The sequence below is a fragment of the Micrococcaceae bacterium Sec5.7 genome (assembly GCA_039636785.1).
In the GTDB taxonomy this organism is placed as follows: Bacteria; Actinomycetota; Actinomycetes; order Actinomycetales; family Micrococcaceae; genus Arthrobacter.
On the sequence record CP144169.1, the window covers coordinates 2,188,263 to 2,212,621 of the forward strand.

At 63.6% G+C, this 24,359-nt stretch carries 20 protein-coding genes; 9 read left to right on the forward strand and 11 right to left on the reverse strand.

What is annotated here, in order from left to right; all coding sequences use genetic code 11:
• Positions 1–11 precede the first annotated feature (11 nt).
• Positions 12–3,620, reverse strand: a complete 3,609-nt coding sequence (gene smc / locus V3C33_10515; protein ID XAS65952.1) for a chromosome segregation protein SMC — start codon at positions 3,618–3,620, stop codon at positions 12–14.
• 333 nt (positions 3,621–3,953) lie between these two features.
• On the opposite strand from smc, the gene V3C33_10520 reads away from it, so the two are divergent.
• A complete protein-coding gene (locus V3C33_10520; protein ID XAS65953.1) occupies positions 3,954–4,442 on the forward strand; it encodes a hypothetical protein in 489 nt (162 codons plus the stop codon).
• A 141-nt stretch (positions 4,443–4,583) separates the two neighbouring features.
• Here V3C33_10520 and mutM read toward each other — a convergent pair whose 3' ends face one another.
• From mutM to coaD, 5 genes are all read right to left on the reverse strand, one after another.
• Positions 4,584–5,594 carry a bifunctional DNA-formamidopyrimidine glycosylase/DNA-(apurinic or apyrimidinic site) lyase gene (gene mutM, locus V3C33_10525; GenBank protein ID XAS65954.1) on the reverse strand — a complete coding sequence of 337 codons (1,011 nt, stop codon included), beginning with the start codon at positions 5,592–5,594 and terminating at the stop codon, positions 4,584–4,586.
• 8 nt (positions 5,595–5,602) lie between these two features.
• Positions 5,603–6,322: a ribonuclease III gene (rnc, locus tag V3C33_10530; protein XAS69717.1), complete on the reverse strand. Its 720-nt coding sequence runs from the start codon at positions 6,320–6,322 to the stop codon at positions 5,603–5,605.
• A gap of 22 nt (positions 6,323–6,344) precedes the next feature.
• Positions 6,345–6,548, reverse strand: a complete 204-nt coding sequence (gene rpmF / locus V3C33_10535) for a 50S ribosomal protein L32 (GenBank protein ID XAS65955.1) — start codon at positions 6,546–6,548, stop codon at positions 6,345–6,347.
• Between the two features lie 36 nt (positions 6,549–6,584).
• Positions 6,585–7,109: a YceD family protein gene (locus tag V3C33_10540; GenBank protein ID XAS65956.1), complete on the reverse strand. Its 525-nt coding sequence runs from the start codon at positions 7,107–7,109 to the stop codon at positions 6,585–6,587.
• A 177-nt stretch (positions 7,110–7,286) separates the two neighbouring features.
• Positions 7,287–7,787, reverse strand: a complete 501-nt coding sequence (gene coaD / locus V3C33_10545) for a pantetheine-phosphate adenylyltransferase (protein ID XAS65957.1) — start codon at positions 7,785–7,787, stop codon at positions 7,287–7,289.
• 43 nt (positions 7,788–7,830) lie between these two features.
• On the opposite strand from coaD, the gene V3C33_10550 reads away from it, so the two are divergent.
• The 3 genes from V3C33_10550 to V3C33_10560 are packed head-to-tail and all read left to right on the forward strand — an operon-like array spanning position 7,831 to position 10,699.
• Positions 7,831–8,706 (forward strand): SDR family NAD(P)-dependent oxidoreductase, encoded by an 876-nt coding sequence (locus V3C33_10550; GenBank protein XAS65958.1) that lies wholly within the window; start codon positions 7,831–7,833, stop codon positions 8,704–8,706.
• Positions 8,703–9,911: an aminotransferase class I/II-fold pyridoxal phosphate-dependent enzyme gene (locus V3C33_10555; protein ID XAS65959.1), complete on the forward strand. Its 1,209-nt coding sequence runs from the start codon at positions 8,703–8,705 to the stop codon at positions 9,909–9,911. Before V3C33_10550 ends, V3C33_10555 begins: the two co-directional genes overlap by 4 nt.
• On the forward strand, positions 9,911–10,699 hold the full coding sequence (locus V3C33_10560; GenBank protein XAS65960.1) for a fused MFS/spermidine synthase: 789 nt from the start codon (positions 9,911–9,913) through the stop codon (positions 10,697–10,699). The genes V3C33_10555 and V3C33_10560 overlap by 1 nt, the downstream gene beginning before the upstream one ends.
• 2 nt (positions 10,700–10,701) lie before the next feature.
• Here V3C33_10560 and rsmD read toward each other — a convergent pair whose 3' ends face one another.
• The 4 genes from rsmD to thiL are packed head-to-tail and all read right to left on the reverse strand — an operon-like array spanning position 10,702 to position 15,654.
• Positions 10,702–11,346, reverse strand: coding sequence for a 16S rRNA (guanine(966)-N(2))-methyltransferase RsmD (gene rsmD, locus V3C33_10565; protein XAS65961.1), 645 nt, complete (start codon positions 11,344–11,346; stop codon positions 10,702–10,704).
• 42 nt (positions 11,347–11,388) lie between these two features.
• The gene (locus V3C33_10570) at positions 11,389–13,641 is read right to left on the reverse strand and encodes an ATP-dependent DNA helicase RecG (protein XAS65962.1); all 2,253 of its coding nucleotides are present in this window, start codon (positions 13,639–13,641) and stop codon (positions 11,389–11,391) included.
• Positions 13,638–14,606, reverse strand: coding sequence for a DAK2 domain-containing protein (locus V3C33_10575; protein XAS65963.1), 969 nt, complete (start codon positions 14,604–14,606; stop codon positions 13,638–13,640). The genes V3C33_10570 and V3C33_10575 overlap by 4 nt, the downstream gene beginning before the upstream one ends.
• A gap of 22 nt (positions 14,607–14,628) precedes the next feature.
• Positions 14,629–15,654, reverse strand: coding sequence for a thiamine-phosphate kinase (gene thiL, locus V3C33_10580; protein XAS65964.1), 1,026 nt, complete (start codon positions 15,652–15,654; stop codon positions 14,629–14,631).
• Positions 15,655–15,732: 78 nt separating this feature from the next.
• Here thiL and V3C33_10585 point away from each other — a divergent pair, with 78 nt between their 5' ends.
• From V3C33_10585 to V3C33_10600, 4 genes are all read left to right on the forward strand, one after another.
• Positions 15,733–16,299, forward strand: a complete 567-nt coding sequence (locus V3C33_10585; protein XAS65965.1) for a YdcF family protein — start codon at positions 15,733–15,735, stop codon at positions 16,297–16,299.
• An 85-nt stretch (positions 16,300–16,384) separates the two neighbouring features.
• Positions 16,385–16,666 (forward strand): hypothetical protein, encoded by a 282-nt coding sequence (locus V3C33_10590; GenBank protein ID XAS65966.1) that lies wholly within the window; start codon positions 16,385–16,387, stop codon positions 16,664–16,666.
• 87 nt (positions 16,667–16,753) lie between these two features.
• Positions 16,754–17,896 carry a UDP-N-acetylglucosamine 2-epimerase (non-hydrolyzing) gene (gene wecB, locus V3C33_10595; protein XAS65967.1) on the forward strand — a complete coding sequence of 381 codons (1,143 nt, stop codon included), beginning with the start codon at positions 16,754–16,756 and terminating at the stop codon, positions 17,894–17,896.
• A 97-nt stretch (positions 17,897–17,993) separates the two neighbouring features.
• Complete coding sequence (locus V3C33_10600; protein ID XAS65968.1) at positions 17,994–20,645, forward strand: heparinase II/III family protein; 2,652 nt, start codon at positions 17,994–17,996, stop codon at positions 20,643–20,645.
• A gap of 65 nt (positions 20,646–20,710) precedes the next feature.
• Here the strand turns inward: V3C33_10600 and V3C33_10605 are convergent, their stop codons facing one another.
• The gene (locus tag V3C33_10605; GenBank protein XAS65969.1) at positions 20,711–21,925 is read right to left on the reverse strand and encodes a heparinase II/III family protein; all 1,215 of its coding nucleotides are present in this window, start codon (positions 21,923–21,925) and stop codon (positions 20,711–20,713) included.
• Between the two features lie 1,418 nt (positions 21,926–23,343).
• Here V3C33_10605 and V3C33_10610 point away from each other — a divergent pair.
• Positions 23,344–24,342 carry a hypothetical protein gene (locus V3C33_10610; protein ID XAS65970.1) on the forward strand — a complete coding sequence of 333 codons (999 nt, stop codon included), beginning with the start codon at positions 23,344–23,346 and terminating at the stop codon, positions 24,340–24,342.
• Positions 24,343–24,359: the final 17 nt, after the last annotated feature.

Here is a 24,359-nt window from a genome sequence, read left to right on the forward strand (position 1 = left end):
ATGGACGGCACCTACACGTTGGCGCCCAGGCGCTGGCTGATCACGGTGGACACGCCGTCGCCCCTCATGGTCACGCCGTAGAGGGCGTCGGCGACTTCCATGGTGCGTTTCTGGTGCGTGATCACAATCAGCTGGCTGGACTCGCGGAGTTCCTCGAAAATCGTGATCAGCCGCCCCAGATTGGTGTCATCCAGGGCTGCCTCAACCTCGTCCATCACGTAGAACGGCGACGGGCGGGCTTTGAAGATGGCCACCAGCAGCGCCACGGCGGTCAGCGACCGCTCTCCCCCGGACAGCAACGAAAGCCGCTTGATCTTCTTGCCGGCGGGGCGCGCCTCCACCTCGATGCCGGTGGCGAGCATGTCCGAGGGGTCGGTCAGAATGAGCCTGCCTTCGCCGCCGGGAAACAGCCGGGCAAAGACCCGCACGAACTGTGCCGCGGTATCTTCGAAAGCCTCCGCAAAGACCTTCTGCACCCGGTCATCAACCTCCTTGATGATCTCCAGCAGATCCTTGCGGCTGGATTTGAGATCCTCCAGCTGGGTGCTGAGGAACTGATGCCGTTCTTCCAACGCCGCAAACTCCTCCAGCGCGAGCGGATTCACCCTGCCCAACGCCGAGAGATCGCGTTCGGCCTTGCGGAGACGCTTCTCCTGCTCCCCCCGGACGAACGGCCTGCCCTCCGGAACCGGATTGCCGTCGTCGTCCACCCGGGTCCGCAACGCAGCCCATTTGTCATCAGACTCCCCGGCAGGCAAAGGCACGGGCTTGTCCGGGCCATAATCGGCCACCAGCTGGTCCGCAGTGAGGCCGAGTTCCTCGATCGATCTGGTCTCCAGCGCCTCAATACGGAGCCGCTGCTGGGCTCGGGCCAGTTCGTCGCGGTGGACCGAGTCCGTCAGCTCGGCCAGTTCGCGGGCAAAAGCGTCATTGCCGGTCCGGACCTCGAGCAGTTCGCTGTCCCGCCGTTCACGGATTTCCTCCGCGAGATCGCGTTCCTGCCGTGCCAGCTCCACCGAGACGTCGATGAAGCCGACAACCTGCTCCACCGCTGCGGACACGGCAGCCGCACGCTGAGCCTGGATCCTGCGGCGGCGCGCCCGTTCAGTCGCTTCCTCCCGGGCCCGGCGTTCAGTGGCCGCGGCGCGTTCCAGCGAGGCCGCCCGGTTCCGGGTGGCCGTCAGCTGTTCCTCTGCGCTGCGGAGCGCCAACCGCGCGTCCATTTCCGCGGAACGGGCCAGGGACGCCGCCAGGGCCAGCGAATCGCGGTACCCCGTGGATGGTTCTTCCTCCGCGGGAGATTCCTGCGCTGCCGCCAGGCGGGCGGCAACCCCGGCGAGGGCCTCCTGCTCCGTGACGATGTTGGCTTCGGCCTTCGCCAGGGATGCGGCCAGCCTGTCACTCTCGCCCACAGCGCTGCGCAGCACCGAGTTGAGGTGGCCCAGCCGTTCAGCTACCGCGGCCAGCCGGGCATCGGAGTCATGCAGTCTGTCCAGGGCAGCGTCCGCACGGTCCTGGGCGTCAGACCGCCGCGCCGCGGCACCGGCCAGGGCAAAGCGGCTTCGCTCCAGCTCGCCGGTGACGGCGGCCAGCCTGGCCACGGCGTCGTCGACGGCGGCCTGCACCTCCAGCAGCGATGGTGCCTTCGCCGAACCCCCGTTGACGGAAAAGGACGTAAAAACGTCCCCGGCTTTGGTCACTGAGGTGAGTTCCGGACGCGTGGCCATCAGCTTCGCAGCCGAATCCAGGTCCTCCACAATGGCGGTGCCGGCCAGCAGCCGAGCCACGGCTCCGGCTGCTCGGCCGGCCGCCGAGACGAGATCCAGGGCCCACCGGGCACCGCCCGGCAGCGCTTCGCGGGGTGCTGGGACACCGCCGTCGGGCGCTTTTGCTGCGGGGGAAGCCGCGGGTGATTCCAACATCAGAGCGGCGCGGCCGGCGTCGTCGTCCTTGAGGATCTGTACGGCAGCCATGGCCGCGGCGGAATCACTGACCACCACGGCATCCGAAGCGCTGCCCAGGGCGGCCGCAACGGCAGTCTCGTAGCCGGCTTCAACGGTGAGCATCGCCGCCAGGGTGCCAATGACACCCTCCAGGCCTGCGTGCAGAACGTGTTCGGAGCCGTCCTTGCGGTTCAGGCCAAGCTGCAGGGCATCGCGCCGGGCCAGCAGCGCGTCACGCTCACGGACGGCTTCCCGTTCGGCGGTTTTGAGTGAATCGATTTCCGCCAGCACTGATTCAAGGACGGCGCTGGCGTTTTCGTAATCGGCGTCCAGAGTCTCCTCGCCGTCTTCAACGCCGGCCACCTGGGTTTCAAGGGCGGTGAACTCGCTCTGTGCCAGCCGGCGGCGTTCGGCACCGAAGGCCACGGATTCACGCAATCGCCCGAGTTCCGCCTGAGCGGACTCCACCCGGGACCGTGCCGCACCCACCTGGCCGGCGAGTTTGGCCAGTCCTTCGCGGCGGTCGGCTGCAGCCCGGAGAACCGCGGCGAGGCGTTTCTCTTCGGCGCTTGCGGCGTTCTCGGCGTCGTTCCGGGCCGCTGTGGCGGTCTCCAACGCACTGCGCTTGTCCAGGATATGGCGTTCAAGTTCGGCCTGTTCGCCCCTGACCCGGACTGCCTGCCTTTCGAGCTGTTCCGGATCCCGGCCGGAATCCGGGGCTGCGTCCGCTGAGCCGAGCAGGCGGGAGCGTTCCAGTGCCAGTGAACCCAGCGAGCGCAGGCGCTCACGGCCGGCGGAAAGCTGGTACCACGAGTCCCTGGCGGCGCTGAGGCGGGGAGCGGCCTCGGCCGCCAGCTGCTCCAGTGTGGCCTGCCGCTGGCGTCCGCTCTCCAGCTCCTGTTCCACAATGGCGCGGCGGGCCTTGAGCGCTGATTCATCGGCCACATCCTGGTCCAGGGATCCCTGGAGCTGCACGAGGTCATCTGCCAGCAGCCGGGCGCGGGCGTCACGGACCTCAAACTGGACGCTCTGGGCCCGGCGGGCCACTTCCGCCTGCTTGCCCAGCGGTGTGAGCTGCCGTCTGATTTCACCCGTCAGATCGCTGAGCCGCTGCAGATTGGCCTGCATGGCCTCGAGTTTGCGCACCGTCTTTTCCTTCCGGCGGCGGTGCTTGAGAATGCCGGCGGCCTCTTCGATGAACCCGCGCCGGTCCTCCGGTGTGGCGTGCAGGACCTTGTCCAGCTGGCCCTGCCCCACAATGACGTGCATTTCCCGGCCCAGCCCGGAGTCCGAGAGGAGCTCCTGGATATCCAGCAGCCGGCAGCCGGCACCGTTGATGGCATACTCGGAACCGCCCGTCCGGAAGAGAGTACGCGAAATGGTGACTTCGCTGTACTCAATGGGCAGGGCGCCGTCGGTGTTGTCTATGGTCAGGGAAACATGTGCACGGCCCAGCGGCGGACGCCCGGAGGTACCGGCGAAAATGACATCCTCCATCTTGCCGCCGCGGAGTGTCTTGGCGCCCTGCTCACCCATGACCCAGGCGAGCGCATCCACCACGTTGGACTTGCCTGAACCGTTGGGGCCCACCACTGCCGTGACGCCGGGCTCAAAGTCAAAGGTGGTGGCCGACGCAAACGACTTGAATCCCCGGACAGTCAGACTTTTGAGGTGCAAGGTGTTTCTGGTCTCCTGAGTGGCTGAAGCGGCTGCGTTCCCTGCCCTAAATCTACTGCCTGCCGGTGGATTTCCCCGGATTTGGGCCCGTTAGGGCAGGAGCCAATGCGCCGCGGATCCCGCTGTCATGGTGGCAAGTCCATTCGTGAAACCGGGGACTCCCGCGGCCTGTTGTGACCCTTGCCGGCCGAGAGTAGTTTCAAGTCAATCGGACGTTTGTTACCGGGGATGGGAGACGGCATGTCTGCACCGACTGAAGGTAGGGAGCTGGCCGGTACGGAGCCAGCGGGTGTCAGGGCTCGCGATTCCGCCGCCCGACCACGTCGGAGGCGGATGAGAACAATCCCTGTGGTTCTCGTGATTGTTGCCTTTTCGCTAGGCACAGCCGCGTGTACCGCTGAGCCGCCCGCCGGCATACCGACGACCCTCTGGAACCAGGGCGCGGCCGACCCCCTGAAGCCGATCGGGCTCGTGGGCCAGGGCGCGCCGAAGCCCGCGCCCCTGGCCACCTCCTACCAGGAAGGCCTCGATGACATCGGGGACTGGCGGCTGCTGGAGATCAATGACGGCGGCGCACAGCTGGTGATCCAGTACTCCCAGGATGGTTGCGCGGTTGGCCAAGGGGTCATCGTGGCCCAGACCTCCGCCGACGTCGCTCTCGTCCCGATCTACCGGAACGGGCCCGAGGGAACCCCCTGCGACGCCGTATTGCATGTACCCATCGGGATCATTACCCTGGCCAAGCCGCTGGGAGACAGAAGACTGCTGCACCTGCCCGGAGACGGGACCATGCAGCCACCAACCCAACCGCCGCCCCCATAACGCCCGAAACTCGACGCCGACTTTCCAATGGGCGTGGCACCCTGCGGCGCAACAACACCCGGCGAGTCGTCAGGTGCTGCCATTTCAGCCGTTTCGGGCCGCTTAAACCTGTCACGACCACCGCTGTCACCAGCGCCGCTTTCACCAGCGTCCGCTCCGGGGCCGCGGCTGGCAGACCGGGCAGGTATAGGAGGACCGGTTCATGAATTGTTCGCGTTTGATGATGCTGACAAGGCCGACGGCGGCGCAACGGCTGCACTCCTGGCCCTCGCGGCCGTAGGCGTTCAGGGACCGGTCGAAGTACCCCGAGGCACCGTTGACGTTCACGTACAGCGAGTCAAAACTCGTGCCGCCGGCGGCAAGGGCATCAAGCATGACCTCCCGGGCTGCGCCCAGTACCCGCTCTGCTTCCGCGCGGCGCAGGGTGTCTGTGGGGCGCGCATAGTGCAGCCGGGCCCGCCACAACGCCTCATCTGCATAGATGTTGCCGATTCCGGAGATCAGACCCTGGTCCAGGAGGGCGCGCTTCAGGCCGGTTTTCCGGGCGCGCAGCCGGCGGTAGAAGCCGTCAAATGAGAAGTATGGATCCAGCGGGTCCCGGGCAATGTGCGACGCTTCTTCCGCGATCAGCGGCACGGGGGTTTCCGCGAGACCGCCGGGACCGCCGTCGTCCGTTGGGACCATGGAGGTGACGAACAGTCCGCCAAAAATCCGTTGGTCCACAAACCGCAGCTGTTCGGGCATGCCATCACGGGGGCTCAGGCGCAGCCTGACCTTGAGGTGCTTCTCGTCCGGGACTGCGGTGTCCTGCATCAGCAGCTGGCCGCTCATGCCAAGATGCGCCATCAGCGCGACGGCGGGTGGCGCCGCATCGCCGTCGGCGGCACCGTCATGAGCCGCATCGCCGTCGGCGGCACCGCTATCAACGGCAGCCGCGGATGAAGCGTCCCGCAAAGGCATCCACAGGAACTTCCCCCGGCGGACAACATCCAGGACTCTGGCGCCTACAAGGTTGCCGGCGAAGTCCTCGGTGCCCAGGGCGTGCCTCCTGATGGAGCGCGGATCCAGGACGTCCACCGAAGTGATTGTCCGGCCGCGGACCCAGTTCACCAGCCCGCGGCGGACAACCTCGACTTCGGGGAGTTCAGGCACAGCGCAGCCTAATTGGTGACTTCGGATTCCGGCTGCGAAGCAGGGCCGGCAGTGCCGGTCAGCTTGCGCCAGGCGTCCGAGGCAGCTTCCTGTTCGGCTTCCTTTTTGGAGTGCCCCGCGCCGTTACCGTAGGCCGTGCCGCCGATCATCAGCACTGCCTCGAAGGTACGTGCGTGATCAGGGCCGGAGCCGTCAACGGCGTAGTTGATGGTTCCCATCTGTCGGCTGGCGGCAAGCTCCTGGATGCTGGTCTTCCAGTCGGTCCCGGCGCCGAGGGCGGCTGCGTCCTTGAGCAGCGGCCCGACCAGCCGCATGACCAGCCGGCGGGCAGTCTCGATGTCGTTGGAGACATAGGTGGCGCCGATCAGCGCTTCCATGGTGTCCGCCAGAATGGAGGACTTGTTCTTTCCTTCGGTGAGCTTCTCGCCCTGGCCCAGGTAGATGTAGTCACCGATGCCGAGGCTGCGGCCGATTCCAGCCAGTGCCCGCGTGCTGACCACGGCGGAACGGCGCTTGGCCAAATCTCCTTCGGGCAGCGTTGGGTTGTCACGGTACAGCGCGTCAGTCACGGAGAATCCCAGTATGGAATCCCCCAGGAACTCGAGGCGTTCGTTGGTGGGTATGCCGCCGTTTTCGTAGGCATAGGAACGGTGTGTCAGAGCAAGACGAAGCGTCCCGGCGTCAATATTGACACCGAGACGCTTCAGAAGCTCTTCAGTTGAAGACATCATAGTCAGCCTTTATGGCTTATTAGACGTCAGCGACCTTGCGGCCCTTGTACTCAAGGAACAGCGCAGTGCCAGCCGAGTCGGTGACGACCTTTGCCTGGTGCGGCAGGCTGTACGTAACCTGGCCGTTCTCAACGGTCTTCACCAGGTGGGGGGCAGTTGCCTTCCACTGGGAGCGGCGGGCGCGGGTATTCGAGCGAGACATTTTCCGCTTGGGAACAGCCACGGCTAACTCATTTCTCTCTAGACAAACACTTACAAATCAATTTTGCCGGTCAGGCTTAGCCAAGTCGGCTAGGGCAGCCCAGCGAGGATCCAAGACCTCGTGGTGGTGCCCCGGCTCGTCTTCCAGGCGAACTCCGCATTCGGAACAAAGGCCCTGGCAGTCTTCCCGGCACACCGGCTGGAACGGCAGCATGGTTACAACTGCGTCCCGCAACACCGGTTCAAGATCGATCAGATCGTGCTCGACTCGACGTTGCTCTTCATCGTCTTCTTCGTCCGAAAGCAGAACGCCTTCGTAGAAGAAAAGTTCTTGCACATTGACCTCAAGGTCATACGCAAGGGGATCCAGGCATCTGCCGCATTCGCCGGTAACTTTGGCGATTACGTCTCCTGATACCAGAATTCCTTCGTGTACGGCCTCGAGCCTCAGGTCCAGCCCGATATCCGAGCCTTGCTTCACGCCAATGAGTGCCACACCAAGATCGCTTGGTGCAGGTACATGTTCCGTCAGCGTCCGCATGCTCCCCGGACTGCGTCCGAGGTCCTTGACGTCGAACGCCAAGGGCGAACTAGCATCACGTTTAATGAGAACTCCTGTTGAACATATGACCGACGTACTATCCTAGCCTGAAGTCCCGGGCGGACTCAAACCGGGCGGCGGGCACGCAGTTCGAAACTGCAGGCCAGCCTGGGGAATGGGCCGCACAAGCGGCAGGAGGCCGTCGAGTACCGGTCTAGCTTACCCTCTTGGCGCCTGATCCGCAGGGGACGCGCCAGCCAGCAGGCGTTTCAGCACGGATCTGGGCACGTATTCCGACACGCTGCCGCCCAGTGCCGAGACTTCCTTGATGAGAGTGGAAGACAGATGCAGGTAGTGCGCTTCAGCCGGGAGGAAGACAGTCTCCACTCCGCTGAGCTGCCGGTTCATGGTGGCCATCGGCAGTTCGTAGTCAAAATCGGATGATGACCGGAGTCCCTTGACGATCGCCGAAACTCCGCGCTGCCGGCAGTATTCCGCCAGGAGTCCCTCCCCCACCGGTTCAACCACAATGCCGCGCAGGGATGCCAGGGTTTCCCGCGCCATCTCGATCCGCTCCTCGAGGCCGAACCGGTAATTTTTCGAGTAGTTGGTGGACACCGCCACAATCACCTCGTCAAAAAGGCTCGCGGCCCGGGCGATGACCTCCAGATGCCCGTTGTGGATGGGGTCGTAGGAGCCTGGACAAACTGCGCGTCTCATTCTCCGAACTTACCCCATCTTCGGGCCGGGATACCATGACTGGATGAATCCTCAGACGGAACCTTTTACAGTCACGGGCGGCGCTGTGCTGGTCACCGGAGCCGCCATGGGAATGGGCCGGCTCTACGCACTCCGGGCCGCGCGCGAAGGCGCCGCAACCGTGATTCTCTGGGACGTGGACCAGGATGGCCTGGAAAGTGTTGCGGCGGAAGTCAGTGCCTTTGGTGCCAGGGCTGTGGTCCGGCAGGTCAACCTCGCGGACCGCGCGGCCATTGCTTCAGCCGCCGAGGACTGCCGTGCGGAGGGCCCGCTGACGCTCCTGATCAACAATGCCGGAATCGTCCGCGGTGCTTTCTTCTGGGACCACGATCCGCAGCAGGACATCGCGCTGACCATGGACGTCAACGCGCTGGCGCCCATGTACGTTTCTCTGGCTTTCCTGCCGGGCATGATGGCCGACGCCGGCAGGCCCCGGAGGATTCTCAACGTCGCCTCTGCGGCGGGTACGGTGGCCAACCCCCGGATGAGCGTTTATGCGGCGTCCAAGTGGGCCGTCATCGGCTGGAGCGACTCCCTGCGGCTCGAACTCGAGCAGCAGGGCCACACCCACCTCCGGGTCACCACGTTCTGCCCCGGCTACATCTCCACCGGGATGTTCGCCGGCGCCCGCGGGCCGCTGATGACACCGCTGATGACGCCGGACGACGCCGTCGGGCGGGCATGGCGGGCAACCGTTGCGGGTGATCCGCTGCTGATTGCGCCGTGGACCGCCAATCTGGGCAAGTCCCTGCGCGGCATCCTCCCTGTCAGGGCCTGGGATGTTGTGGGCGGCCGGATCTTCAGGATTTACTCGAGTATGGACAAATTCACCGGACGGACCGAAAAGCCCGGGCTCAACGCCAAGGCGGGACAGAAGTGACGGCCGCAGTTGCCGCACCATGGCGGCGGGCGGCCAGAGGGGCCAACCTCCTTGCCCCCGACGGCGTCCTGGGCGTCACCATCTTTGAAGAAATGACCACACTGGCTCTCCAGACGGGCGCCATCAACCTCGGCCAGGGCTTCCCAGACGAGGACGGCCCGGCCGAAATCAAAGCTGCAGCGCAGGCCGCCATCGCCTCGGGCGCCAACCAGTACGCTCCAGGCAAAGGCATCCTGGAACTGCGTGAAGCCATCTCGGCCCATCAGGAGCGGTTCTACGGCCTGACGCCGGATCCGCAGACGGAGATCATCGTCACCACCGGCGCCACCGAGGGCATTGCGGCGGCACTCCTGGCCTTCGTGGGGCCAGGCGACGAGGTGCTGACATTCGAGCCCTTCTACGATTCCTACGGCGCCATCATCGGGCTGTCCGGCGCCACTCACACCACCGCCCCGCTGCTGGCACCGGATTTCCTTCCCGACCTGGCAGCGCTGGAGTCGGCATTCAGCAGCAACACCAAGGCGGTGCTGCTGAACAATCCGCACAACCCCACCGGTGCCGTGTTCCCACGCGAAGTGCTGCAGCGCGTCGTGGAACTGGCCCGGAAATACGATGCCCTGATCATCACCGATGAGGTTTACGAGCACCTCACGTTTGGTGCCAGCCACATTCCGGTGGCCACGCTGCCGGGCGCGGCTGAGCGGACCATCACTATTTCCTCGGCCGGCAAGACGTTTTCCTTCACCGGCTGGAAGATCGGCTGGCTGAGCGGACCGGAGGAGCTCGTGGCGGCAATCCGCACGGTCAAGCAGTTCCTGACTTACAGCTCGGGCACACCGTTCCAGAGCGCGATTGCGGCCGGCCTGGCGCTCCCGGATGGCTTCTACACCGGCATTTCCGCCACCCTGCGGACGAAGCGGGACATCCTCAGCGAGGGCCTCAGGGCAGCAGGTCTTGATGTTTTCACTCCCGAGGGCACGTATTTTGTCAACGTGGACACCTCGCCGCTGGGGATCAGTGACTCGGTGGACCTCGCTCGCAGGCTGCCGGCGCTGGTGGGCGTCGCAGCCATTCCGGTGCCGGTTTTCTGCCACCCCGAAGGCGCCGAACGCACCCGCAGCCTGCTGCGCTTTGCCTTCTGCAAGAAGACCGGGGTCCTGGAAGAGGCCGCCGCCAGACTTGCTACCCTCCGCGACAGGCTCTGATGGCGGCCGGCAAAGGGGCCGCGGCGTCACGGTTCCTGCGGACCACCGGCCAGCACGCCACCGTTGAACCGGATGCGTTCACCGACGGCGCCTATGTGCTGAGCATCGGCGGGGCGGAACAGTCGCACGTGAATCTGGCCGACCCCGGCGAGATTTTCTACGAGTATCTCCGCCGGATCGGCCATGTGGTGGATCTGGCCGCTCCTGCCGGTGAGCCGATCAGTGCCCTGCATCTGGGTGCCGGCGCTCTGACGCTAGCCCGGTACATCCAGGCCACCCGCCCGGGGTCTGTGCAGTATGCCGTGGAGCTGGAACGCGAGCTGCTGGACTTTGTGCTCCAGCAGCTGCCCCTGCCCGACGGCACGGAGCTGCACACCGTGATCGGTGACGCCAGGGACGCGTTGGCGGAGCTGCCCGCCGGGCTGCGGTTCGACGTCGTGATCCTGGACATCTTTTCCGGACCCGAGGCGCCCCCGCACATTGCCTGCACGCAGTTCTATCAGGAGGCTGCCGCCAGGCTGAGCGCCGATGGAGTCCTGGTGGTCAATGTGGGCGATGAGCCCGGCCTCACTTTGGTCCGCAGCCAGCTGGCCGCCATGCGCCGCGTACTGACCGACGTTTCAGCGTTCGCCGAAACGGGGATGTTCGCCGGCCGCTACCCGGGCAACATCATTCTGACCGGCACGCAGTGGCCCTGGCCGGCCGCGTGGACCGAAGCGCTGACCGCGCGCGGCCCCCACCCGGCCACGGTGCTGGCCGGCGTGGATCTGGACGCGCTCTCCGGCTGACTTCAGCCGGCCGGGGATTCAGCTGCGGATTCGGCCGCCGCGGGCTCGGTGGCACCCAGCCCGCTGCTTCCCAGCCCAGGGCCCGCCGGCTCCGCGAACCACAGCCTGGTCTCGCCGTACTTCTTCTCAGCGAAGCGTTCCAGGCCCGCTGGCCAGGCGGGCTCCGGTGTGCGCGCCGACCGTTCCACCACCACAACGGCGGCCGGGGCCAGATGCCCTGCCAGCTTTTCCAGCACAGCGGACAGAGCCGGTTCGTCCAGCGGGTAGGGCGGGTCCAGGAACACAAGGCCCCACAGAACGCCGTCCGCGGTCCGCTCCAGGAATGACTCCACCTTGGAGCGGTGGACCGTCACTGCCTTGCGGCCGAGCACCCCGTTCACCAGGTCCGCGTTGCGCTGGCATACGGCGCTGGCCTTGGCATCAAACTCCACGAGGTCCACGGATTCCGCGGCACGGCTGGCGCTTTCGACGCCGAGTGATCCTGAGCCGGAGTAGAGATCCAGCACGCGGGCGCCGGCAATAGCATCGAAGGCTTCAAGCCGGGAGAACAGGGCCTCCTTGACGCGGTCCGTGGTGGGCCGGGTCAGGGAGCCGGGCACACTCACCAGCGGGGTGCTGCCGGCGACTCCCGCAATGATGCGGCTCATACGGGGGGCTCCCCTGCCACAAACTCCATGGTCCACGCTGCACTAACCGCGTTCAAGGAACGCCTCCTTCTCAGGGTTCAGGTATTCATCGATTGCCTCCGCCAGGGCGGGATGGCCGGCCAAAGTGGGGTCATTGCCCACAATCTGCTGGGCATCCTTCCGGGCGCGGGCAATAATGTCCTCGTGCTCGAGCACCCGCAGGAGCCTCAGCGTGGAGCGTCCGCCGGACTGCGAGGCACCCAGGATGTCACCTTCGCGCCGGAGCTTGAGGTCTTCCTGCGAGAGTTCAAATCCGTCAGTGGTGGCGGCGACGGCCTCGAGCCGGCGCCGGCTGGGGTGGCCGGGTTCCAGCGTGGTCACCAGCAGGCAGGTCCCGGGCAGTCCGCCACGGCCCACGCGGCCCCGGAGCTGGTGGAGCTGGGAAATGCCGAACCGGTCCGCGTCCAGAATGACCATCAGGGTGGCATTGTGCACGTCCACGCCCACCTCGATCACCGTGGTGGAGACCAGCAGCTTGGTCTGGTTGGCGGTGAAGGATGCCATGGTCTGCGACTTGAGCGCGGGGTCCTGCCGCCCGTGCAGGGGCGCCACCGGGACACCCGCCAGGGCGGGCTCCTGCAGGAGCTGTTCGACGACGGCCGTCACCGAGGCCAGTTCACGCGAGGCGCCGTCCCCCTCCAGATCCGCAGCGGTGGGTTCCGCTTCACCGGGGCTGAAGTCGCCGTCGTCGTCCGTTCCGATCTTGGGACACACCACATAGACCTGGTGGCCGGCGTCGATCTCTTCCCTGGAGCGGGACCAGATCCGGGCCGCCCAGCCGGGATTCTCAACGAGGCCCACCACGTGGGTGGTGATCGGCGCGCGTCCGGCGGGCAGCTCGTCCAGGATGGAGGTTTCGAGGTCGCCGAAGACGGTCATGGCCACGGTCCTGGGGATGGGTGTGGCGGTCATGACCAGAAGGTGGGGCGGCCTGCTGGCTTTGGCGCGGAGGACGTCGCGCTGCTCTACACCGAAGCGGTGCTGTTCATCCACCACGATCAGGCCCAGATCGTAGAAGGAAACGTTGTCGCTCAGGAGGGCGTGGGTGCCGATCACAATGCCTGCCGTGCCCGATGCGGCGTCCAGCATGGCCTGTTTGCGTGCGGCCGTCGGCATGGAGCCGGTGAGAAGCGTGACCTGAACGGCGCTGTCACCGAAGCCGCCGAGCAGCCCGACCTTGGACAGCGGGCCCAGGGTGCGCCGGATGGAGTCGAAGTGCTGGGCGGCAAGGACCTCCGTGGGGGCAAGGAGCGCTGCTTGCCCCCCGGCGTCAACCACCTGCAGCATGGCCCGCAGCGCCACGATGGTCTTGCCGGAACCAACCTCGCCCTGGAGCAGCCGGTTCATGGGACCGTGGTGGGACAGCTCCTCCGAGAGTGTCTTGCCGACAGCGGACTGGCCGGCCGTGAGGGTGAACGGCAGCTGGCGGTCGAAGGCCGTCAGGAGACCGTCTGCCACCGGACGCCGGGCAGTGGCTTCCTCTGCGGCCAGCTGGGCGCGGCGCCGTGCCAGGGCGGACTGCAGCACCAGCGCCTCCTGGTATCTGAAGCGGTCCCGGGCGCGCTGCCAGTCTGCGGGCGCCTGCGGTACGTGGATCAGCCGGTAGGCCTCGGCCGGCGGCAGGAAGTTCTCACGCGCCGAAATTCCAGCGGGCAGCGGATCCGCCAGAATGTCCAGGTCAACGGTGTCCAGCAGGGTGGAAATGACCTTCTGGATGGACCAGCTGGTGAGCTTCGCAGTGGCCGGATAAACGGGAATGGGCATGGCCGCGAGCTTTTCCGGATCCACCCCCGGAACATCCGGATCCTCGTCCAGCAGCAGAAAGTCCGGGTTGGTCAGGCCCAGCGAGCCGCCGAAACGGGTCACTTTGCCGGAGAACATGGCACGGCGGCCCGGCTGGAGTTCAGCCTTGGCACGGTAGCCGTTGAAGAAACTGACCTTGAGGGTGCCGGGCATGGCTGCACCGGGGAGCCGCGCGGCGCCGGCGCCGGCGTCATCTGAAATCACGACGTCGGTAAGCGAACCGCGGCGGGCACGCATTGGCCGGGTGCTGTTCGACACCACGCGGGCGATCAGCGTGACTTCCTCGTCCAGCGGGACCTCGCTGATGGGCGTCAGTTCGCCGCGGCTCAGGTAGCGGCGCGGGAAATAGTTGAGCAGACCGCCCACGGTGGTGATGCCGAGGTGTTTCTCGATGACAGCCGCGGAGCGCTTCCCGATCCGGCGTTCAAGGCCAAGGTCAAGCTCAGTGCTCATGCCAGTTGGGTTCCCGGTGAATTGGGGTCGCGGGGCAGGGCGAGTTCGCTGACGGTGATGTCGGTGGGCTCCCCGAGGGAACGGATGAGTGCCACTGCCGGTTCCGAGTGGAGAACGTGGACGTGGACACGCCAGCGGTAGCTGCCCCCGGCGTCGGCTGCGCCGCCCAGCTGGCTCATAATCACGGATTCGCCTATTTCGTCCAGCCGCTGCCGCAGGGTGGCGGCGTCCAGCGGCGAAAGGCTGATGGTGCACATGACCTCAACTCCGTCGTCGTCGGGCATGGCGGTGTGGATGTGCGGATCCTGCAGGTCATAGCCGTGAAGGCCGTCCAGAAGCTCGCTTTGCAGTTCCTCGCCCAGGACGGCCGACCGGAGGCAGTCAAGGATCAGCAGCATGCCCACGCCGCCGGCGTCCACCACATGGGCGGCCTGCAGTGCGTCCAGCTGGGCCTCCGTGCGGATGACGGCCGCAAGCGCGCCCTCAACGGCGGCGTCCAGGGCGAGGCCCAGCGCGTGGTTGCTGTCATCACCGTTCTGGCCGGCATCAACGGCGGCAACAGCACGCGATGCCGCCTCCATCACTGAGAGCATGGTTCCGGGAACGGGGTCGCTCAGGGCGGACCAGGCTCGGATCTGCGCACGGTTCAGGGCCGCGGCCAGCAGCGGCGAGCTCAGCCTGGTGTGCCCCGCGAGAGGCTCGGCGGCGGCACAGAGGAAAACGGAGAACAACGTGCCGGAATTGCCGCGGGCCTGCTCCATCGCGGCCTGGCCGGCCTTCGCCAGCACTGCACCGACGTCGTGCTCGGTGGACTCCACGTCGCGCAGGGCAACCACTGCCGAACGGACGGTGAGGTAGAGGTTGGTGCCGGTGTCGCCGTCGGCCACGGGGAAAATGTTGATCGCATTGAGGCGGTCGCTGTGGTTTCCAAGGGCTGTTTCCGCCTTGCCCAACCACCGCTTCATCGCTTGTGCGTTGGCGGCAACCTTAGTCTGCAAAGTGATCCCATCCCACAGTGTCAGCGGGCCGGCCCGCAATCTTGACGCCAGTGCTTTCGTTTACTGCAAGGGCTTCCACTGAGCCTATCCCAGTGAATCCGTGAGGCAGCTGAATGCCTGCGGGGAATGTGGCCAAAAGGCCATGGTCCTCCCCGCCGCCAAGGACCCAGGCCAACGGATCCGCGCCGAGAAGTTCCGACGCCGGAAGCAGCGGTACCGCGAGCCGCTTCAGTTCCTGCCAGTCCAGATTCAGGACAACGCTGCTGGCTGCGGCCAGCCGGGCGCCGTCGCGGACCAGCCCGTCCGAAATATCCATCATGGCTGTTGCTCCGGAGGCCTGTGCCAGCGGGCCGGCGGCAAGGGGCGGCACCGGCCTACACTGGCTGTCCATCAGGGCGCGCTCGGCCGGGGTGAGTGAATCCAGTGCGTTCTCCGACTCCAGGAGCGCCAGCCCGGCAGCGGCACGGCCCACCGTCCCGGCGAGGGCAACGGTGTCCCCCGGCCCGGCCCCGGACCTCAGCACGGCGTGTCCGCCGTTGAGCGTGCCGAGCACAGCAGCGGTGACGGCAAGCTCGCGGCCCCGGCCCAGGTCCCCGCCGGCCACTGAACAGCCAGCTGCCCCCAGCTCCCGGATCCCTGCGGTGAGGCCGTCCGCGAAATCCTCCACCCAGCTGACCGGGGTTTCCGGCGGCATGGTGAGGCTGATCACCAGCGACGTGGCTGTGGCGCCCATGGCGTTGATGTCGCTGAGGTTCTGCGCGGCGGCTTTCCAGCCGACGTCATAGCCGGTGGTGCGGTAGCCGTTGTTCCACTGGAGCCGGAAGTCCTGGTCCTGCACCTGGGTGTCGATGCTGACCACCACCCGGCCGTCCGGCACGGCAACTATGGCAGCGTCGTCCCCGGGCCCGAGCAATGTCCCGGCATTGTGTTGGGCGCCCAGTTCCAGACGCGGAAAGATCCGGGCAAGGAGTCCGGATTCGGAAAGATCGGCAACAGTCAACGGTGTTTCAGGCACGGCACTACGCTACCGCTACGGTCCGACATCGAAAGGCGCGGCGAACCCCGCTGCGCAGGCCATGGCAGACTTGGCAACGTGAACCCACGTGCCAGAAGAACGCTGCCGGCGGCCCGCAATTGGTTCATCGCCGTATTCACAGTAGTCCTCCTATGGTTGATTTTTTCGTTCCAGCTGTTCGTCAATGTGGATCCGCTGTCCTTGCACCGGACTGACGCGGTGATCATGCTGGGGGGTGCAGGTTCGGAACGTCTGCCGGTTGCGCAGGAAGTGCAGCGTGAATTGAACATCCCGGTCCTGGTGCTGTCCCACACGGATACCCCGGGAAACGCGGAGGCGGATACGGTCTGCAGTTCCACAACATTTCCCAACGCATCCCTGATGTGCTTCCGGCCGGATGATTTCGACACGAGAGGTGAAGCGCGGGCCGTCGGCAAACTTGTGGCTGACAACGGCTGGAAGTCCGTCACGGTGGTTACCTCCACTTATCACGTCACCCGGGCGGAGCGCCTGATGGAGCAATGCACGACGGCGGAAGTCCAGATGGTTGCCTCCCACCCGGATCTGGACCCGGGACAGTGGCTGCGGCGTTTTGTGATTGAGACCGGCGGTCTGGTGGACGTTTCATTCCGGCCCGAATGCTGAACTTGCCTTGCGTGATGTAAGAATTAAGGCGGATCCGCACACGCGGCCCCACGGCAAGTGGACATCACTGGGAGGAGCGGAGCCAATGGATGAAGCTGCACCCTCGCCTCCGCTGGTCGCAGCACCCAGGCATCTTCACAAGAGACCGTTCCGGGATGAGATTCCTGACACCCTGTTTGTTTCCGGCGTTCGCCCTGCCATTCCGGCAGCAACGTCCCGTGTGGAACGGGAGCCGCAACCCCAGGCAGCAGTTCGCCCCCACAGTGAACTCGTCAGGCGCAGGAAGAGGGCTGTGGCTCTAGGATTCCTGATCCTGGCGTCGCTCAGCATACCGGCCATGGTGCTGGTCCTGATCTTTGTCAAGTAGTCCGATTTACGATCGCACGATTCCCTGATCAGCCGCGGCGTGACTTAGCATTGTTCGAAACCTTTCACAAACTTCCGGGGGAACACTGTGCCCAGCATCATGCCGATCTTTGGCACGCGTCCGGAGGCCATCAAAATGGCCCCCATTGTCGCCGCCCTTCAGCGGTCCGAACTTTTCGAGTGCGTCGTGACCGTCACAGGCCAGCACCGGGAAATGCTGGACCAGGTGAACGAACTATTCGGTATTGTGCCGGACCATGATCTCAATATCCTGCAACAGCGCCAGTCCCTGTCCGCGATCATGACCCGCACGATCGACGGACTGGACAAACTCTTCTCGGAAAGCAAGCCGGACGCCGTCGTTGTCCAAGGCGACACCACGACGTCCACAGCCGGTGCCATCGCCGCTTTCTACCATGGGATTCCGGTGGTACACGTTGAGGCCGGGCTCCGGAGCGGCAACCTATTCTCCCCGTTCCCAGAAGAGGCCAACCGCAAGATCACCAGCCAGATCGCAAGCCTGCACCTGGCACCGACAAGTACCAGCAAGGCCAACCTCCTCGCCGAAGGCGTCAACGCCGAAGACATCGTCATCACCGGGAACAGCGTCATCGACGCGCTCCTGACCACGGTGGACAAGCAAATCCCGTTCTCAGACCCGCAACTTGAGGAGCTCGCCGCCAGCGGCCGCAAGGTACTGCTCGTAACTACGCATCGGCGCGAGAACCAAGGCGACGCCATGCGTGGTGTGGGCCGGGCGCTGGCACGAATCGCCGATGCCGAACCGGATCTGGTCATCGTCCTGCCTGCCCACAAGAATCCCGTGGTACGCGAAGCCGTACTGCCTGCTCTTGAAGGCAAGCCCAATGTGGTTGTCACCGAGCCGCTGCCCTACGGTGAATTCACCCGCATGCTTTCGCTGGCCCACATTGTGCTGACCGATTCCGGAGGCGTTCAGGAAGAAGCGCCAAGCCTGGGCAAGCCCGTGCTGGTCATGCGCGACAACACCGAACGGCCGGAAGCCCTGCACGCTGGAACCGTCACGCTGATCGGCACTGATGAAGAGCGAATCGTCAAGGAAGTTGATCGCCTCCTGCACGATCAGGACCACTTCGACTCCATGGCCAACGCTGTCAACCCCTACGGCGACGGCGAAGCATCCGCGCGCACGGTCGCCGCCATCGCCCACATGCTCAACCTGGGCCCCAGGCTCGCGGAATTCGGTCAGTGACTAGATCGGGGCGCGGTAATATTGGGGCGGAAATTAGCTCAGTTGAGCTGCACTAAGGGCCGGAGAATCAGTGGTTCAGCCGATCAATTTTGAGTTGATGAAAGAAGCAGTAGCACGGCAGCTACCCAATTCCAACAAGAAGGCTTCTCGGTCCCGTGCAGAGCAGTTCCTGAAGGAAGGGCTTATTGTCAGTCCGAGGTTTGGCCCCCTACCGTATGACGGCGGAAATATTTGGGCCGACTCGACTCAACGCGCACGTGCGCGGTTCGTTCACGGCTTCATTTTCTTTTCTGACTGGCATGGGACTATATGGAGCGATGCACAAGTCGCAACCTCATATGCAGATTCGGCTGTCAGTATCATACGCACGTGGGCCGCTACCTATGCTGACGGGAAACAGCTCCCTGCCGCCTCGCACCACGACGAAACTACAGCGCAGCGCCTCATCCAGCTGACGGCGCTTCTCCTTGAGCTTGACGTCCTGGTTTCGGAAGAGGATTACAGGTGGCTGGTCGAGCTCGCTCTCGACACAGCGCGACTGCTGGACTCGGAAAAGTTTCACTCGACCGGAAATAACCACGGCATGTTCCAAGACCTGGCGCTCCTTTACTTCAGCGTGCTGTGTGAATCCATCCCGAATGAAGATCGTCAGAGTTTCTTCGAAACGTCGACACGACGGCTGCATTCCTACTTCTCCTCGTCCTTCACACCCGATGGTGTCCACGTCGAAAACACCCCGACTTATCACCTTATGGTCGCAAGGCATGTGCATGCGGTTTTGGAGATCCTGTCCCAGATAAGCCACGAGCACGCGGACTTTTACCGTGCGTTGTTGGAAGACGCCGCAGAGTACGCAACGCACGCCCTCATGCCCAACGGCATGTATCCCCCTATTAGCGACACCACCCAGCAGTTTGAGACTAGTGCGGCGCGACAAAACATATTCGGCAGCGACGAATTTGTCTATGCGGCTTCCGCCGGCAAGCATGGTACGCGACCCAGCAGCAAGACATTGGTCCTGCCTGACTCCGGGTACGCTATTTACCGGAGTTCGTGGGGCGATCCTCATGCCACGTTCGCATTCTTTTCAGCGGCATACAATGCCAATTATCACAAGCATTCCGATGACCTGAGTTTTTTCCTTCGTAGCGCAGGGGTGGATTTGCTTTGCGAAGCGGGGGCATACGGATATGACTACAAGGACCCCCTAACGAAGTTTGCATACTCGTCGTATGCCCACAACTGCCTCGTCGTGGACGGAATCAGTCTCCCCCGCACTGACAAATTCAGCCACCTCACCACCCTTGAATCGCACCACGTACGAGAGGATGGGTACCGCGTCACGGGACGCACAGAGCGGTTGAAGGAAACAGTCCATTGCCGAACTGTTGATATCCATGAAGCATCTGGTATTCCTGAAATCGACATTGTCGATGCCATCACGAGCAACGGGGACCACTCCTACGAATTGTTATGGAACCTCGGCCCTGATGTTGAGCCAGTGGTTCACGGCCAGGGTTTTGAGTTGTTCCACAATGGCCGCAAGGTCATGGACCTCCAGTTCGACGCGGACGTCCCAACTCATGTCTCCCTGCACACGGGAGAAAAGCGTCCCAAATACCTCGGGTGGCGGTTCCCAAGCTTCGGCCAGGTGGTGCCCTCCCCTGTTGTGAAGATCTCCTTCTCGGGCAATGGGGCTAGCATCCATTCCCGCATCCGATTGGCCGATTTCAACTATCTCGACCGAGGACTTACCGACGGATCGTTGGCCTGGAAAAGGACCAAGGGCACAGTGGGCCTCAATCATCTTTCCGTCCCGGCCCGAACGGAATCCGGCTCCGGCAAGCTCGCCGTCGTCTTCTCCGCCATCCATCAGCCAGGAGATTTCACGTTTAACTACAAGAAATCCGTCGACGGATCTGGCGTGCATGCGCTTTACATCCTGGACGATTTTGGGGATCAGGGCTCGTACTATCTGGCTGACCATGGCGACCGCTCCATCTTCGAGTCTGTTCAGGCACTCATTGCGAGGGAGCTTGCCCGCCTGGGACTGACATCCGCGGACCTCATTATGGCCGGATCATCCAAGGGCGCCAGCGCTGCGATACTCCACGGCATTGCAGCAGGAGCCGGACGTATTCTTGCAGGCGCGCCTCAGGTGAAGATCGGATCATTCCTCCGAAAGCCGCATCCGAACATACTCGGCTTCATCATGGGCGACGCCTCGGAGGAGGCTGTAACCAGCCTGGACCAGGTCATGTTTACCGCCATCGAAAACAAGTCGGATGCAACCCGGCTTTCCATCCTGGTTGGCGAGAGCGACCATCACTATCGAAACCATGTCTTGCCTCTGAAGGCACATGCCTCAACGCACTCCAAGGCTCTGGAGCTGACAGTCCTACCTGGGTTGCCCCATGCCGAAATTGGCGGGGTCTACAAAAGCTTCCTGAGCGCGAATATTCACCAGGAAATCCTTGGATCCCGCGAAGAGGCAATGCCCTATTCGCTCCAGGCGTCGAAGGCCGCACCCGGAGAGCTCGCCGTGCGGATCCATCGGCCCTCCGGCTGGGAGGCGGCGTGCCGCCTGTACTGCGGCTCAAGGCTCGTTGCACGGACACCCTATTCGGATGGCACCACTGTTGCCTGGGCGGGGCTAAGTCCTGGCAGGTACAGAGTCCGCATCTTCCTGAGGAATCCTGACACAAGCGTAGTCCGGCCGTTCACGACCCACTGGTCCACCGTCGCGTAGCCGCCCAACCATCATGGAGCTCCTGCAGCACCATGACTCTGAAAATCTGTGGTTGTCCCGCTACGTCAGTATGCCGTGGTGGTGAGGTTCAGGCTCTTGACCTGCGGCATGGAAAACCTGATGATCGTCAGCGCTTGTCCCTCCGAACCCTTTTCAGGAGCAGGCACTGCAGCTAATGAAGAACCTGCAGGGGCACCTGCGAATCGTACGGTCAGCGTCTGGCCGCTGCGGCGCAATATGGCCCGGTCCGTCCCCAGGCTCACGGCCGCATCAGTAACCCACTGCCACACCAGATCCGACGGCTGCGTCGAACGGAAAATGTCTTTGATCACCAAGCTGCTGGTCCCATGTGAAATCGAGCGGCTTGCCGATGATGAGCCGGGAAAGGCTAGGCGCAGGTCAACCGAGGCAGCAGATCCAGAGGTTGACGTCACAGGTGCAACGGCATTGGTCGGCTGATTCGTGTTCTCCACCATCAGCGTGGAATGAGCGGACGTTCCGGGCTTCCAATACGTCCACCGGGTCGGATCGGAATAGTAGCCCGGTGCCGCACTCGTAGTTCCCCCCGGGTCTACCGACCACTGCACACCGCGGCGGTAGAAGGAAATGGACCCCAGGTCGAGGTGGGCGTGATTGGCAGCATTATTACCGCCCTTGAGCGTAGCCGTACTGCCGGGAAGATGCAGTGCAGCAAGCCCGGTTTGCGGAAACAGCGAAGACTTTTTAGCGGGAATCACGCCGGCTTGCGAAGCCCACCACATGAGGTAGGCATCTGGCTTTTGGCGGAATCTTTCAGCCACCCAAGCCATGACTGCGGAATCGCTGCGAACATGCGCATCCCACGCAGGCATCAGCGGACTGAGTTCTGCGGGTTGGGCATCAGCGAAGGGTGTGGGGCGGTTATCCGGACCAGTGCTGTTGAGCGCATACACCGAGACCTTTGACAGTGAAGGCATCGTCACCGGCGGGGGGGCATACGCGTTGGGCAAGGTGGAATACAGTGCGGCGATCGCCCGGCTCTGATACGTCCAGTAGCCGGGGCCTTCCTGGGTGCCGCCGTCGGCGGTAATCAAGCGCAGCGCCGGCTGAATTGATTCGAGGGACTCCTTGGCCAGTGCGGCCGCCCGGGCAGGAGACTTCTTGAGGAAGACAGCGGCGGCAATGAAGTTGGCTGAATTGTGAATCGCGGCGATATTGGTGGGGGCATCGACGAAATTCTCCTTGTCGGCCTGCAAACAGCTTTGCGGACCAAGCCACCGCACCAGCACGGTCTCTTCCATGCCCGTCGACTTCGCCCAGTCCGTGGCTGTGGCAGCAGCCAATAGCAGGTGGGAGGAATCCAGGGTGTCCATTCCTTCGGGGCCGGCCGAAAGAATTTCCCGCGCCTCTGACGCCAGTGCATCACGCGACTTTGCATCGGAACCGGAGAGCCAACCGTAACCCAGCCGGGCAACGCGGGGAACATACGCCAGCCTAAGTTGTGACAGGGTCAAATCAGTAGCCGCTTCTGACGCAGCCGACCGGAGCATTTGCTCGTGGACAGCTCCGAGCGCAGGATCGGCGCCTACACGGGCCTTAGCGCCGGCGATCAACTTATTGGTGGTGGCCACGCCGGGCCCGTCGGTGGGAAGCGAGGGTGTGTATGCGCTGCTGGCAGACGGCAGTGCGCACCCGCCCGGGAACCCAACCCAGCCTGCAACTGTCGGAATCGTTCCGGAACCGCTCTGCAACACGGAGAGCCAAGCAGAAGATTTCAGATCAGGCGCTGGGAGGGGCTTGCCTATCACGCCAAGCTGTGTGACCGTATCCGCCGCCACCTGGGTGGTAAACGCACTCGTTCGCGTCTTGGTGCTGGAGTAAGCGGCCATGGAGATCCGGGCCGCCGTCAGGTCGCTCAGGGCTTTCGTTGCCACGCTTTGTTGCGACGCCCGGAGATTTTCCAGCACGGTCAATTGCTCGGCAGTCTTTCGAACGGTGGCGGCCTTGACGGACTCGGCCTCCATACGCAGTGCCACTGCGTCCATGGCCGCTTGCGTTGCTGCGACAGTCAAGGCACTTCCGACCTCCGTAAGCGAGGCCGTCCCTGCGGCAATCGCACCCTTCACTATGAGCGCGTTTGTGCGCGCAAGTTCAGAGATGAACGGACGCGCGTTGACGTAGTTCTGAGCCGCAGCGTAGGACACCTGACGCAATGCCGCTCGTTGCTCGCTCAGGGTTGCGGCTGCCGCCGGATTTGCCGCCAGGCCTGATGTCGCCAAAGCCAAAACCAGACCCGCTGCGCCGCACCGGGGCATGCCTTTCCGTCGTGGGCTCGGCGCGCTCCGGCCGGCACGGGCAGTGAACAGCTTCATGGTTGGTTTCATTGGATCAACTCCACGTTGGGCGGGCGAGTTCAGAAGTCATGGTTGGGTGAGACTGCCGTCCAAGACCGGACTGAATATTCACATGTGCAGAGAACCGTAAAGCTCTGCGCCCTTAGCCCCCTACGTTAGTTTATACGGGATGTCAAATTAGACGGCCGCCGGTCGTCGCTGACACGTCCGGAAGCGTGGAAATGATTGCGTGTGACGGACAGCTGAGACGCACGGGGGTTTCTGCGCAGTATTATCAAATGCGACGGAAGCCACCCGGAACATATCGGTGAGGCGAGTTACTTCGGCACCCCGCGCCGCATCACCGATTAAGTGGAAAGAGACCCATGCAGATCATAGAACTTAAACTTGAAAACCTTTTCCAACTGACGGTGGCCATGCAGCTCGAGGCCAGCTCCTATGCGTTCTACTTGTATCTGAACGACGACGTCCTGGTACGTACGCCTTACTCCACCAAGGCCATTTACAAGTTTCCCCTCGACAAAGCCGGGGCCTACCGGGTGAAGTGGTACACCAAATCCGCTTCGGGCGAGATTACATCCGGGCTCTCAGAGCGATTCCGCTTCGACGGTCTTAGGGACGTTCCCCGAGGACAGCCGCGGCCCGATTTAGCTGTGGTCGGGGTTACCAGAACCAGCGGATTCGCTTCCCATGTTTTCATGGTAAAGAATGAAATACGCTGCTTCGTCGACCCAACCGGGGAGCACGTAGGCACGCAATTCTTCGATCGACCCGTTGTAGAAATAGGCGACGTGCCAAGCGATGTGGTTCTTGTTGGGCACGAAGCCTACTCGGAACAAATTGCCGAGCTGAATACCTTCACACTTGCGAACGGTGCTGTAGATGTTCTCTCGAAGGAGCTCCATCGCTTCGGTGTGATGGATCTGTACCGAATCTCGCGGTCAGCCTATCTGGAGGGCTTCACCGACGGTGCGTATTACATCCAGAATTTCATCTTCAACAAGTTCAACTGCCGAGTTCCGTTCCTGGCAAGAATCGGTGAAGGAACGCGGCTCGGCATAGGCGGAATCGGGACGGTCATCCACCCGGACTCAATCATCGGCCGCGACTGCGTAATAGCACAAAACGTAACGCTCGGGGGCCGCGTCCGCGGGAACGGGACACCAGTCATCGGCAACAACGTATTCATAGCACCCGGTGCCAAATGCTTCGGCGGAAAAATTGGCAGCAACGTCGTAATAGGCGCCAACTCCGTCGTATTGGACGAGATCCCTGACAACTGTGTGGTGGCCGGCGTCCCTGCCCGCATCATTAGCAGGGACATCAGCCGTTACACCGACTACACCGCGAGACCAAAGCGCTGAGTCTGTTAAAGCTGCCG

What these genes read in the sequence shown, in the direction of transcription:
- V3C33_10520 (XAS65953.1), top strand. Translation starts at nt 3,954, where the DNA reads ATGAGAACAATCCCTGTGGTTCTCGTGATTGTTGCCTTTTCGCTAGGC.
- rnc (XAS69717.1), bottom strand. Translation starts at nt 6,322, where the DNA reads ATGTCTTCAACTGAAGAGCTTCTGAAGCGTCTCGGTGTCAATATTGAC.
- coaD (XAS65957.1), bottom strand. Translation starts at nt 7,787, where the DNA reads ATGAGACGCGCAGTTTGTCCAGGCTCCTACGACCCCATCCACAACGGG.
- V3C33_10550 (XAS65958.1), top strand. Translation starts at nt 7,831, where the DNA reads ATGAATCCTCAGACGGAACCTTTTACAGTCACGGGCGGCGCTGTGCTG.
- V3C33_10560 (XAS65960.1), top strand. Translation starts at nt 9,911, where the DNA reads ATGGCGGCCGGCAAAGGGGCCGCGGCGTCACGGTTCCTGCGGACCACC.
- rsmD (XAS65961.1), bottom strand. Translation starts at nt 11,346, where the DNA reads ATGAGCCGCATCATTGCGGGAGTCGCCGGCAGCACCCCGCTGGTGAGT.
- V3C33_10570 (XAS65962.1), bottom strand. Translation starts at nt 13,641, where the DNA reads ATGAGCACTGAGCTTGACCTTGGCCTTGAACGCCGGATCGGGAAGCGC.
- V3C33_10575 (XAS65963.1), bottom strand. Translation starts at nt 14,606, where the DNA reads ATGAAGCGGTGGTTGGGCAAGGCGGAAACAGCCCTTGGAAACCACAGC.
- V3C33_10590 (XAS65966.1), top strand. Translation starts at nt 16,385, where the DNA reads ATGGATGAAGCTGCACCCTCGCCTCCGCTGGTCGCAGCACCCAGGCAT.
- V3C33_10600 (XAS65968.1), top strand. Translation starts at nt 17,994, where the DNA reads ATGAAAGAAGCAGTAGCACGGCAGCTACCCAATTCCAACAAGAAGGCT.
- V3C33_10605 (XAS65969.1), bottom strand. Translation starts at nt 21,925, where the DNA reads ATGGAAGAGACCGTGCTGGTGCGGTGGCTTGGTCCGCAAAGCTGTTTG.
- V3C33_10610 (XAS65970.1), top strand. Translation starts at nt 23,344, where the DNA reads ATGCAGATCATAGAACTTAAACTTGAAAACCTTTTCCAACTGACGGTG.